20 protein-coding genes and 1 pseudogene are annotated in these 9,455 nt (G+C 50.0%); all 21 read left to right on the forward strand.

Features of this window, described 5'->3' with window-relative positions; genetic code table 11:
• Positions 1–82, forward strand: a pseudogene (locus tag ACKWMY_RS26735) (elongation factor Tu); the annotation flags it as partial.
• Between the two features lie 133 nt (positions 83–215).
• Positions 216–410: a bacterioferritin-associated ferredoxin gene (gene bfd, locus ACKWMY_RS26740; protein WP_024485620.1), complete on the forward strand. Its 195-nt coding sequence runs from the start codon at positions 216–218 to the stop codon at positions 408–410.
• A 74-nt stretch (positions 411–484) separates the two neighbouring features.
• A complete protein-coding gene (gene bfr / locus ACKWMY_RS26745) occupies positions 485–964 on the forward strand; it encodes a bacterioferritin (RefSeq protein ID WP_021182231.1) in 480 nt (159 codons plus the stop codon).
• A 461-nt stretch (positions 965–1,425) separates the two neighbouring features.
• Positions 1,426–1,737, forward strand: a complete 312-nt coding sequence (gene rpsJ, locus ACKWMY_RS26750; protein ID WP_001181005.1) for a 30S ribosomal protein S10 — start codon at positions 1,426–1,428, stop codon at positions 1,735–1,737.
• 31 nt (positions 1,738–1,768) lie between these two features.
• Positions 1,769–2,398 carry a 50S ribosomal protein L3 gene (gene rplC, locus ACKWMY_RS26755; RefSeq protein ID WP_004956193.1) on the forward strand — a complete coding sequence of 210 codons (630 nt, stop codon included), beginning with the start codon at positions 1,769–1,771 and terminating at the stop codon, positions 2,396–2,398.
• Positions 2,399–2,408: 10 nt separating this feature from the next.
• On the forward strand, positions 2,409–3,014 hold the full coding sequence (gene rplD, locus ACKWMY_RS26760) for a 50S ribosomal protein L4 (protein ID WP_021182230.1): 606 nt from the start codon (positions 2,409–2,411) through the stop codon (positions 3,012–3,014).
• Complete coding sequence (gene rplW / locus ACKWMY_RS26765) at positions 3,011–3,313, forward strand: 50S ribosomal protein L23 (protein WP_021182229.1); 303 nt, start codon at positions 3,011–3,013, stop codon at positions 3,311–3,313. The genes rplD and rplW overlap by 4 nt, the downstream gene beginning before the upstream one ends.
• Before the next feature lie 18 nt (positions 3,314–3,331).
• A complete protein-coding gene (gene rplB, locus ACKWMY_RS26770) occupies positions 3,332–4,156 on the forward strand; it encodes a 50S ribosomal protein L2 (protein ID WP_021182228.1) in 825 nt (274 codons plus the stop codon).
• A 14-nt stretch (positions 4,157–4,170) separates the two neighbouring features.
• Positions 4,171–4,449, forward strand: coding sequence for a 30S ribosomal protein S19 (rpsS, locus tag ACKWMY_RS26775; protein ID WP_004929772.1), 279 nt, complete (start codon positions 4,171–4,173; stop codon positions 4,447–4,449).
• A gap of 14 nt (positions 4,450–4,463) precedes the next feature.
• Positions 4,464–4,796 (forward strand): 50S ribosomal protein L22, encoded by a 333-nt coding sequence (gene rplV, locus ACKWMY_RS26780; RefSeq protein WP_004391423.1) that lies wholly within the window; start codon positions 4,464–4,466, stop codon positions 4,794–4,796.
• 17 nt (positions 4,797–4,813) lie between these two features.
• On the forward strand, positions 4,814–5,512 hold the full coding sequence (gene rpsC, locus ACKWMY_RS26785; RefSeq protein ID WP_004956187.1) for a 30S ribosomal protein S3: 699 nt from the start codon (positions 4,814–4,816) through the stop codon (positions 5,510–5,512).
• A gap of 12 nt (positions 5,513–5,524) precedes the next feature.
• Entirely contained in the window at positions 5,525–5,935 is a 411-nt protein-coding gene (gene rplP, locus ACKWMY_RS26790; RefSeq protein ID WP_004929764.1) for a 50S ribosomal protein L16, read from the forward strand.
• Positions 5,935–6,126: a 50S ribosomal protein L29 gene (gene rpmC, locus ACKWMY_RS26795; RefSeq protein WP_002218942.1), complete on the forward strand. Its 192-nt coding sequence runs from the start codon at positions 5,935–5,937 to the stop codon at positions 6,124–6,126. The genes rplP and rpmC overlap by 1 nt, the downstream gene beginning before the upstream one ends.
• A gap of 1 nt (position 6,127) precedes the next feature.
• Positions 6,128–6,382, forward strand: coding sequence for a 30S ribosomal protein S17 (gene rpsQ, locus ACKWMY_RS26800; RefSeq protein WP_021182227.1), 255 nt, complete (start codon positions 6,128–6,130; stop codon positions 6,380–6,382).
• Positions 6,383–6,548: 166 nt separating this feature from the next.
• Positions 6,549–6,920: a 50S ribosomal protein L14 gene (rplN, locus tag ACKWMY_RS26805; protein ID WP_020837240.1), complete on the forward strand. Its 372-nt coding sequence runs from the start codon at positions 6,549–6,551 to the stop codon at positions 6,918–6,920.
• A gap of 10 nt (positions 6,921–6,930) precedes the next feature.
• Positions 6,931–7,245 (forward strand): 50S ribosomal protein L24, encoded by a 315-nt coding sequence (gene rplX, locus ACKWMY_RS26810; RefSeq protein WP_021808126.1) that lies wholly within the window; start codon positions 6,931–6,933, stop codon positions 7,243–7,245.
• A gap of 14 nt (positions 7,246–7,259) precedes the next feature.
• Positions 7,260–7,799 carry a 50S ribosomal protein L5 gene (gene rplE / locus ACKWMY_RS26815; RefSeq protein WP_021808125.1) on the forward strand — a complete coding sequence of 180 codons (540 nt, stop codon included), beginning with the start codon at positions 7,260–7,262 and terminating at the stop codon, positions 7,797–7,799.
• A gap of 13 nt (positions 7,800–7,812) precedes the next feature.
• Positions 7,813–8,118: a 30S ribosomal protein S14 gene (gene rpsN, locus ACKWMY_RS26820; protein ID WP_021182224.1), complete on the forward strand. Its 306-nt coding sequence runs from the start codon at positions 7,813–7,815 to the stop codon at positions 8,116–8,118.
• A gap of 30 nt (positions 8,119–8,148) precedes the next feature.
• On the forward strand, positions 8,149–8,541 hold the full coding sequence (gene rpsH / locus ACKWMY_RS26825; RefSeq protein WP_021182223.1) for a 30S ribosomal protein S8: 393 nt from the start codon (positions 8,149–8,151) through the stop codon (positions 8,539–8,541).
• A 14-nt stretch (positions 8,542–8,555) separates the two neighbouring features.
• The gene (gene rplF / locus ACKWMY_RS26830; RefSeq protein ID WP_021182222.1) at positions 8,556–9,089 is read left to right on the forward strand and encodes a 50S ribosomal protein L6; all 534 of its coding nucleotides are present in this window, start codon (positions 8,556–8,558) and stop codon (positions 9,087–9,089) included.
• Between the two features lie 9 nt (positions 9,090–9,098).
• A complete protein-coding gene (gene rplR / locus ACKWMY_RS26835; RefSeq protein WP_021182221.1) occupies positions 9,099–9,452 on the forward strand; it encodes a 50S ribosomal protein L18 in 354 nt (117 codons plus the stop codon).
• Positions 9,453–9,455 lie beyond the last annotated feature (3 nt).

Genomic DNA, 9,455 nt, shown 5'->3' on the forward strand with positions numbered 1-9,455 from the left:
TATGGACCAAGGCTTGCGTTTCGCAATCCGTGAAGGCGGCCGTACTGTAGGTGCGGGCGTTGTTGCTAAAGTTATCGCTTAATCGCGAATAATTTATAAGCACTAAAAGAGGGCACTTCGGTGCCCTTTTTTTATACAATTTTTTACCAATCTTAATTGAAATAAAAACGATTCTTATTTAGACTTACTGCATCGGTTAAGAAGTGAGTCTCTCTATGTACGTATGTCTGTGTAATGCTGTGTCTGACAAAGCGATCCGTAAGGCGGTGCGTCAGCACAATCCCCATACCATGAAGCAACTGCGTGAGCTGGTGCCAATTGGAACTGACTGCGGTAAATGCATTCGTCAGGCAAGGCAAATTATGGTGGAGGAACGCGCAACCCTGATTCATATGCATGAAGTCGCCTAATAAATAGTAGGGTTATTTTTTGACTCTTGGCCCGCAGCTTCTACACTTTTAGAACTGCCCAGGAGGATTTACCTATGAAAGGCGATAAAAAGATCATTGCTCACCTCAACAAGCTGCTCGGTAACGAGCTGGTTGCCATCAATCAATACTTCCTGCACGCGCGTATGTTCAAAAATTGGGGCCTGATGCGTCTCAATGAGAAGGAATATCACGAGTCGATCGATGAGATGAAACATGCCGATCGCTACATCGAGCGTATCCTGTTCCTTGAAGGGTTACCGAACCTGCAAGATCTCGGCAAGCTGAATATCGGCGAAGATGTCGAAGAGATGCTGAGGTCCGATTTGGCCCTGGAGCTGGACGGCGCCAAGAACCTGCGGGAAGGTATCGCCTATGCCGACTCTATCCATGATTATGTCAGCCGCGATCTGATGAAAGAAGTCTTGGCCGATGAGGAAGGGCATATCGACTGGTTGGAGACTGAACTGAGCTTGATTGAGCGGCTTGGCATCCAAAACTATTGCCAGGCGCAAGTGCTGGAACGCAAAGACTGAATACCCCCGAACCCTCTCCCACAGGGAGAGGGACAGTCCATGCTCTAACTTAACTGAGGCATTCTTCCTTTATATTCCACTATTACAAATCAGCTTTAACGCCATAACAGCCCTCACATTCTCCCGTTACAGATTATCTCCTGCACTTGCCAATAGTGCCGATCGGCTCCCTATCACTAAAGGAGAGGGGCGGGGGAGGGGCAAAACTCATTAAATACCGCTCATTCTGAGCATATTTCCATCCGTGGCTTGCAACCTGGCCTGGTTTGCGTATAATGCGCGGGCTTACCTAATCTTGGTAAGCCTGATTTTAGCGAATCAGTCGATTGGCAAGAACGTTTTGCCCTTCGAACAATACTCCCGATATGGGGGTTATATGTTGACGATTACACTCCCCCATCAATCGAAATGGGTGTGAGGAGTAATTATTTACGTTTATAAATAATTGGAGCTCTGGTCTCATGCAGAACCAAAGAATCCGTATCCGCCTGAAAGCGTTTGATCATCGTCTGATCGATCAATCAACTGCGGAAATCGTCGAGACTGCCAAGCGCACTGGTGCGCAAGTCCGTGGTCCGATCCCGCTGCCAACTCGCAAAGAGCGCTTTACCGTTCTGATCTCCCCGCACGTCAACAAAGACGCGCGTGATCAGTACGAGATCCGCACTCACAAGCGTCTGGTTGACATCGTTGAGCCAACTGAGAAAACCGTTGATGCTCTGATGCGTCTGGATCTGGCTGCCGGTGTAGACGTGCAGATCAGCCTGGGTTAATCAGGTCATTGACGATTGAGAGGTTGAAACAATGATTGGTTTAGTCGGTAAAAAAGTGGGCATGACTCGTATCTTCACTGAAGATGGCGTTTCTATCCCAGTAACCGTGATTGAAATTGAAGCGAACCGCGTGACTCAGGTTAAAGACCTGGACAACGACGGATACCGTGCCATTCAGGTCACTACCGGTAGCAAAAAAGCTAACCGTGTGACCAAACCGGAAGCGGGTCATTTCGCTAAAGCTGGCGTCGAAGCTGGCCGTGGTCTGTGGGAATTCCGCCTTGAAGAAGGTCAAGAGTTCGCTGCAGGTCAAGAAATCAGCGTAGAAATCTTCGCTGACGTTAAAAAAGTCGATGTTACCGGTACTTCCAAAGGTAAAGGTTTTGCTGGCACTGTAAAGCGCTGGAACTTCCGTACTCAGGATGCAACCCACGGTAACTCCTTGTCTCACCGCGTTCCGGGTTCTATCGGTCAGAACCAGACTCCGGGCAAAGTGTTCAAAGGCAAGAAAATGGCTGGCCACCTGGGTGACGAGCGTGTAACCGTTCAAAGCCTGGACGTAGTACGTGTTGACGCTGAGCGCAACCTGCTGCTGGTTAAGGGTGCTGTACCGGGCGCAACCGGTGGCAACCTGATCGTTAAACCAGCTGTGAAGGCGTAAGGGGATAGCAATGGAATTAGTATTGAAAGACGCGCAAAGCGCGCTGACTGTTTCCGAAACTACCTTCGGTCGTGATTTCAACGAAGCGCTGGTACACCAGGTTGTTGTTGCTTATGCAGCAGGTGCCCGTCAAGGTACCCGTGCTCAGAAGACCCGTGCTGAAGTGACTGGTTCCGGTAAAAAACCGTGGCGCCAGAAAGGTACAGGCCGTGCGCGTTCAGGCACTGTAAAGAGCCCGATCTGGCGTTCTGGTGGTGTAACCTTCGCTGCGAAGCCACAAGACCACAGTCAGAAAGTAAACAAAAAGATGTACCGCGGCGCGCTGAAAAGCATCCTGTCCGAACTGGTACGTCAAGATCGTCTGATCGTTGTCGAGAAGTTCTCTGTAGAAGCGCCTAAAACTAAGCTGCTGGCACAGAAACTGAAAGATATGGCCCTGGAAGATGTGCTGATCGTGACCGGTGAACTGGATGAGAATCTGTTCCTGGCAGCTCGTAACCTGTACAAGGTTGACGTGCGCGATGTAGCAGGTATCGACCCAGTTAGCCTGATCGCCTTCGACAAAGTGGTTATGACTGCTGATGCTGTGAAGCAAGTTGAGGAGATGCTGGCATGATCCGTGAAGAACGTTTGCTGAAAGTGCTGCGTGCACCGCACGTATCTGAAAAAGCATCCGCTGCGATGGAAAAAAGCAACACCATCGTACTCAAAGTTGCCAAAGACGCGACCAAAGCAGAAATTAAAGCTGCAGTGCAGAAACTGTTTGAAGTCGAAGTCGAAGACGTTAACACCCTGGTAGTAAAAGGGAAAGTGAAGCGTCAAGGTCAGCGTGTTGGTCGTCGTAGCGACTGGAAAAAAGCTTACGTCACCCTGAAGGAAGGCCAGAACTTGGACTTCATCGGCGGCGCAGAGTAAGTCGGAGGAGTAAGAACAATGGCAATTGTTAAATGTAAACCTACATCTCCGGGTCGTCGCCACGTTGTTAAAGTGGTTAACCCTGAGCTGCACAAGGGTAAACCTTATGCCCCGCTGCTTGAGAAACTGAGCAAAAGCGGTGGTCGTAACAACAATGGCCGTATCACCACCCGTCATATCGGTGGTGGCCACAAGCAACATTATCGTCTGGTTGACTTCAAACGCAACAAAGATGGTATCCCTGCTGTGGTTGAGCGTCTGGAGTACGATCCGAACCGTTCCGCGAACATCGCGCTGGTTCTGTACAAAGACGGCGAACGCCGTTATATCCTGGCGCCGAAAGGCCTGAAAGCTGGTGACCAGATCCAATCTGGTGTTGATGCTGCAATCAAAGCGGGTAACACCCTGCCTATGCGCAACATCCCAGTAGGTTCAACGGTTCATAACGTAGAAATGAAACCAGGTAAAGGCGGCCAGCTGGCTCGTTCTGCTGGTGCCTACGTTCAGATCGTCGCACGTGATGGTTCCTACGTAACTCTGCGTCTGCGCTCTGGCGAAATGCGTAAAGTTCCAGTTGATTGCCGCGCCACCCTGGGTGAAGTCGGTAACGCTGAACATATGCTTCGCGTTCTGGGTAAAGCAGGTGCTGCACGTTGGCGTGGTATTCGTCCTACCGTTCGCGGTACGGCGATGAACCCAGTCGATCACCCGCACGGTGGTGGTGAAGGTCGTAACTTTGGTAAGCACCCGGTAACTCCGTGGGGCGTTCAGACCAAAGGTAAGAAGACCCGTAGCAACAAGCGTACTGACAAGTTCATCGTACGTCGCCGTAGTAAAAAATAATTAGAGGATAAGCCATGCCACGTTCTCTCAAGAAAGGTCCTTTTATTGACCTGCACTTGCTGAAGAAGGTAGAGAAAGCGGTGGAAAGCGGTGACAAGAAGCCTTTGCGCACTTGGTCCCGTCGTTCAACGATCTTTCCTAACATGATCGGTTTGACCATCGCTGTCCATAATGGTCGTCAGCACGTACCAGTATTTGTTTCCGATGAAATGGTCGGTCACAAACTGGGTGAATTCGCGCCGACTCGTACTTATCGCGGCCATGCGGCTGATAAAAAAGCTAAAAAGCGCTAAGGTAGGAGGAAGAGATGGAAACTATCGCTAAACATCGCCACGCTCGTTCTTCTGCTCAGAAGGTTCGCCTTGTTGCAGACCTGATCCGCGGTAAGAAAGTGTCGCAAGCTCTGGAAACTCTGGCCTACACCAACAAGAAAGCTGCTGGTCTGGTCAAGAAAGTGCTGGAGTCTGCCATTGCTAACGCAGAACACAACGATGGCGCTGACATCGATGATCTGAAAGTCACGAAAATCTTCGTAGACGAAGGCCCAAGCATGAAGCGCATTATGCCTCGTGCAAAAGGTCGTGCAGATCGCATCCTGAAGCGCACCAGCCACATTACTGTGGTTGTGTCCGATCGCTGAGACTCTGGAGACTAGCAATGGGTCAGAAAGTACATCCTAATGGTATTCGCCTGGGTATTGTCAAACCTTGGAACTCTACTTGGTATGCGAATACCAAAGAATTCGCTGACAACCTGGACAGCGACTTTAAAGTTCGCCAATTCTTGACTAAAGAACTGGCGAAAGCTTCCGTTTCTCGCATCGTTATCGAGCGTCCAGCGAAGAGCATCCGTGTGACTATTCACACCGCTCGTCCTGGCATCGTTATCGGCAAGAAAGGTGAAGATGTCGAAAAACTGCGTAAGGTCGTAGCGGATATCGCTGGCGTTCCTGCGCAAATTAACATCGCCGAAGTCCGTAAACCGGAACTGGACGCAAAATTGGTTGCTGACAGCATCACTTCACAGCTGGAACGTCGTGTTATGTTCCGTCGTGCTATGAAGCGTGCTGTACAGAACGCAATGCGTCTTGGCGCTAAAGGTATCAAAGTTGAAGTAAGCGGCCGTCTTGGCGGTGCTGAAATCGCGCGTACCGAATGGTACCGTGAAGGTCGTGTTCCGTTGCATACACTGCGTGCGGATATCGATTACAACACATCTGAAGCGCACACCACTTATGGTGTAATCGGCGTTAAGGTATGGATCTTCAAAGGTGAGATCCTGGGTGGTATGGCTGCAGTTGAACAACCGGAACCGGCTGCTCAACCTAAAAAGCAGCAGCGTAAAGGCCGCAAGTAAGGAGAGTCGCTGATGTTACAACCAAAGCGTACAAAATTCCGTAAGGTGCACAAGGGCCGCAACCGTGGTCTGGCGCAAGGTACGGATGTTAGCTTCGGCACTTTCGGTCTGAAAGCTGTTGGCCGTGGCCGTCTGACTGCTCGTCAAATCGAAGCAGCTCGTCGTGCAATGACTCGTGCAGTGAAGCGTCAAGGTAAGATTTGGATCCGTGTATTCCCGGACAAACCAATCACCGAGAAGCCTCTTGAAGTGCGTATGGGTAAAGGTAAGGGTAACGTGGAATATTGGGTTGCCCTGATCCAACCTGGCAAAGTCCTGTACGAAATGGACGGCGTTCCAGAAGAAGTCGCCCGTGAAGCGTTCAAGCTGGCAGCAGCTAAACTGCCGATCAAAACCACCTTTGTAACTAAGACGGTGATGTAATGAAAGCACAAGAGCTGCGTGAAAAAAGTGTTGAAGAGCTGAACACTGAGCTGCTCAACCTGCTGCGTGAGCAATTCAACTTACGCATGCAGGCGGCGAGTGGCCAACTGCAACAAACTCACCTGTTGAAACAAGTGCGTCGTAATGTCGCACGCGTTAAGACTTTACTGACTGAAAAGGCGGGTGCGTAAAATGACTGATATTATCCGTACTCTGCAAGGTCGTGTTGTTAGTGACAAAATGGAGAAATCCATGGTTGTTGCTATCGAACGTACGGTGAAGCACCCGATCTACGGGAAATTCATCAAGCGTACGACTAAGCTGCATGTACATGATGAGAACAACGAATGTGGTATCGGCGACGTGGTAGAAATCCGCGAATGCCGTCCACTGTCCAAGACTAAGTCATGGACGTTGGTTCGCATTGTAGATAAAGCGATTCTGTAATAGAGTAGCTGACTCTAACTTAATAAACGGCTCAGAAAGTGAGCCGTTTATTTTTTCTACCCATACTCTGGAAGCGGTGTTATAATGCTGCGCCCTCGGTTATGGGGCTTTTCAACGACCTAGTAATGGGTCCTAAAGTTGTAGTTGACATTAGCGGAGCACTAACATGATCCAAGAACAGACTATGCTGAACGTGGCCGACAACTCCGGTGCACGTCGCGTAATGTGTATCAAGGTTCTAGGTGGCTCGCACCGTCGCTACGCAGGCATCGGCGACGTCATCAAAATTACCATCAAGGAAGCAATTCCTCGCGGTAAGGTGAAGAAAGGCGATGTGCTGAAGGCGGTAGTGGTGCGCACCAAGAAGGGTGTACGTCGCCCGGACGGTTCTGTCATTCGCTTCGATGGTAATGCATGCGTTATTTTAAACAATAACAGCGAGCAACCTATCGGTACGCGTATTTTTGGGCCGGTAACTCGTGAACTGCGTAATGAGAAGTTCATGAAAATTATCTCTCTGGCACCAGAAGTACTCTAAGGAGCGAACCATGGCAGCGAAAATCCGTCGTGATGACGAAGTTATCGTGCTTACCGGGAAAGACAAAGGTAAACGCGGTAAAGTAAAAAATGTCCTGTCTGCTGGTAAGGTCATTGTTGAAGGTATCAACCTGGTTAAGAAACATCAGAAGCCGGTCCCGGCCCTGAACCAACCAGGTGGCATTGTTGAAAAAGAAGCTGCTATTCAGGTTTCCAACATTGCGCTGTTCAACTCGGCTACCGGTAAGGCTGACCGTGTAGGCTTTAGATTCGAAGACGGCAAAAAAGTCCGTTTCTTCAAATCAAATAGCGAAACTATCAAGTAATTTGGAGTATGACGATGGCGAAACTGCATGATTACTACAAAGACGAGGTAGTCAAACAACTGATGTCTCAGTTTGATTACAACTCTGTCATGCAAGTCCCTCGGGTCGAGAAGATCACCCTGAATATGGGTGTTGGTGAAGCGATCGCTGACAAGAAACTGCTGGATAATGCAGCAGCTGACTTGGCAGCTATCTCCGGTCAAAAGCCGTTCATCACCAAAGCACGCAAATCTGTTGCAGGCTTCAAAATCCGCCAGGGCTATCCGATCGGCTGTAAAGTAACTCTGCGTGGCGAACGCATGTGGGAGTTCTTTGAGCGTCTGATTTCCATTGCTGTTCCACGTATCCGTGACTTCCGTGGCTTGTCCGCCAAGTCATTCGATGGCCGTGGTAACTACAGCATGGGTGTGCGTGAGCAAATCATCTTCCCAGAAATCGACTACGACAAAGTCGATCGCGTTCGTGGTTTGGATATTACCATTACCACTTCTGCGAAATCTGATGATGAAGGCCGCGCGCTGTTGGCTGCTTTTAACTTCCCGTTCCGCAAGTAAGGCAGGGTTACTGATGGCTAAGCAATCAATGAAAGCACGCGAAGTCGTTCGCGTGAAACTGGCTGACAAGTACCGCGCTAAACGCGAGGAATTGAAAGCTATCATTTCTGGTGTGAACTCTTCTGACGAAGATCGTTGGGATGCTGTTCTCAAGCTCCAGTCTCTGCCGCGTGATTCCAGCCCGTCTCGTCAGCGTAAACGCTGCCGTCAAACTGGCCGTCCACATGGTTATGTGGGCAAATTCGGGTTGAGCCGTATCAAGCTACGTGAAGCCGCTATGCGCGGTGAAGTACCAGGCTTGAAAAAGGCTAGCTGGTAATTACCAATTGAATCACGGGAGTAAAGACAGATGAGCATGCAAGATCCGATCGCGGATATGCTGACCCGTATCCGTAACGGTCAAGCCGCGAACAAAGTTGCGGTCACCATGCCTTCCTCCAAGCTGAAAGTGGCAATTGCCAACGTGCTGAAGGAAGAAGGTTTTATTGAAGATTTCAAAATTGAAGGCGACACCAAGCCTGTTCTGGAACTGGTACTGAAGTACTTCCAGGGCAAGGCAGTGGTAGAAAGCATTCAGCGTATCAGTCGTCCAGGTCTGCGCATCTACAAGAAAAAAGATGCACTGCCAAAAGTTATGGCCGGTCTGGGTATCGCTGTTATTTCTACCTCTAAAGGTGTTATGACCGATCGTGCAGCTCGCCAAGCTGGTCTTGGTGGCGAGATTATCTGCTACGTAGCTTAATTCGGGAGGAAAGAATGTCTCGTGTTGCAAAAGCACCCGTCGTCATTCCTGCCGGCGTAGAGGTAAAACTCAACGGTCAGGTTATTTCGGTTAAGGGTAAGAACGGCGAGCTGACTCGTACAGTCCATGACGCCGTTGAAGTGAAGCAAGAAGCTAACGCACTGACTTTCGCACCACGCGAAGGTTTTGCTAACGCATGGGCCCAAGCGGGTACCACGCGCGCTCTGCTGAACGCAATGGTTGTCGGTGTTACCGAAGGTTTCACCAAGAAGCTTCAACTGGTAGGTGTTGGTTATCGTGCTGCTGTTAAAGGCAACGTGGTGAATTTAGCCCTGGGCTTCTCTCACCCAATCGATCACCAGCTGCCAGCAGGTATTACTGCTGAATGCCCAAGCCAAACTGAAATCGTGCTGAAAGGCGCTGATAAGCAGGTTATTGGCCAGGTTGCTGCAGATCTGCGTGCCTACCGCCGTCCTGAGCCTTATAAAGGCAAGGGTGTCCGTTACGCCGACGAAGTCGTGCGTACCAAAGAGGCTAAGAAGAAGTAAGGTAACACTATGGATAAGAAATCTGCTCGTATCCGTCGTGCGACCCGCGCACGCCGTAAGCTCAAAGAACTGGGTGCAACCCGCCTGGTGGTACATCGTACCCCGCGTCACATTTACGCACAGGTCATTGCTCCAAATGGTTCTGAAGTTCTGGTAGCCGCTTCTACTTTAGAAAAAGCTATCACTGAGCAATTGAAGTACTCCGGTAACAAAGACGCAGCAGCAGCCGTAGGTAAAGCTCTGGCTGAGCGCGCGTTGGAAAAAGGGATTGCGAAAGTATCCTTTGACCGTTCCGGTTTCCAATATCATGGTCGAGTCCAGGCACTGGCAGATGCTGCCCGTGAAGCTGGCCTTCAGTTCTAAGGA

The organism is Serratia sp. J2 (genome assembly GCF_046269175.1).
Taxonomy (GTDB): Bacteria; Pseudomonadota; Gammaproteobacteria; order Enterobacterales; family Enterobacteriaceae; genus Chania; species Chania fonticola_C.

Excerpts from the sequence above, each read along its gene's own strand:
- bfd (WP_024485620.1), top strand. The coding sequence starts at position 216 with ATGTACGTATGTCTGTGTAATGCTGTGTCTGACAAAGCGATCCGTAAG.
- bfr (WP_021182231.1), top strand. The coding sequence starts at position 485 with ATGAAAGGCGATAAAAAGATCATTGCTCACCTCAACAAGCTGCTCGGT.
- rpsJ (WP_001181005.1), top strand. The coding sequence starts at position 1,426 with ATGCAGAACCAAAGAATCCGTATCCGCCTGAAAGCGTTTGATCATCGT.
- rplC (WP_004956193.1), top strand. The coding sequence starts at position 1,769 with ATGATTGGTTTAGTCGGTAAAAAAGTGGGCATGACTCGTATCTTCACT.
- rplD (WP_021182230.1), top strand. The coding sequence starts at position 2,409 with ATGGAATTAGTATTGAAAGACGCGCAAAGCGCGCTGACTGTTTCCGAA.
- rplW (WP_021182229.1), top strand. The coding sequence starts at position 3,011 with ATGATCCGTGAAGAACGTTTGCTGAAAGTGCTGCGTGCACCGCACGTA.
- rplB (WP_021182228.1), top strand. The coding sequence starts at position 3,332 with ATGGCAATTGTTAAATGTAAACCTACATCTCCGGGTCGTCGCCACGTT.
- rpsS (WP_004929772.1), top strand. The coding sequence starts at position 4,171 with ATGCCACGTTCTCTCAAGAAAGGTCCTTTTATTGACCTGCACTTGCTG.
- rplV (WP_004391423.1), top strand. The coding sequence starts at position 4,464 with ATGGAAACTATCGCTAAACATCGCCACGCTCGTTCTTCTGCTCAGAAG.
- rpsC (WP_004956187.1), top strand. The coding sequence starts at position 4,814 with ATGGGTCAGAAAGTACATCCTAATGGTATTCGCCTGGGTATTGTCAAA.
- rplP (WP_004929764.1), top strand. The coding sequence starts at position 5,525 with ATGTTACAACCAAAGCGTACAAAATTCCGTAAGGTGCACAAGGGCCGC.
- rpmC (WP_002218942.1), top strand. The coding sequence starts at position 5,935 with ATGAAAGCACAAGAGCTGCGTGAAAAAAGTGTTGAAGAGCTGAACACT.
- rpsQ (WP_021182227.1), top strand. The coding sequence starts at position 6,128 with ATGACTGATATTATCCGTACTCTGCAAGGTCGTGTTGTTAGTGACAAA.
- rplN (WP_020837240.1), top strand. The coding sequence starts at position 6,549 with ATGATCCAAGAACAGACTATGCTGAACGTGGCCGACAACTCCGGTGCA.
- rplX (WP_021808126.1), top strand. The coding sequence starts at position 6,931 with ATGGCAGCGAAAATCCGTCGTGATGACGAAGTTATCGTGCTTACCGGG.
- rplE (WP_021808125.1), top strand. The coding sequence starts at position 7,260 with ATGGCGAAACTGCATGATTACTACAAAGACGAGGTAGTCAAACAACTG.
- rpsN (WP_021182224.1), top strand. The coding sequence starts at position 7,813 with ATGGCTAAGCAATCAATGAAAGCACGCGAAGTCGTTCGCGTGAAACTG.
- rpsH (WP_021182223.1), top strand. The coding sequence starts at position 8,149 with ATGAGCATGCAAGATCCGATCGCGGATATGCTGACCCGTATCCGTAAC.
- rplF (WP_021182222.1), top strand. The coding sequence starts at position 8,556 with ATGTCTCGTGTTGCAAAAGCACCCGTCGTCATTCCTGCCGGCGTAGAG.
- rplR (WP_021182221.1), top strand. The coding sequence starts at position 9,099 with ATGGATAAGAAATCTGCTCGTATCCGTCGTGCGACCCGCGCACGCCGT.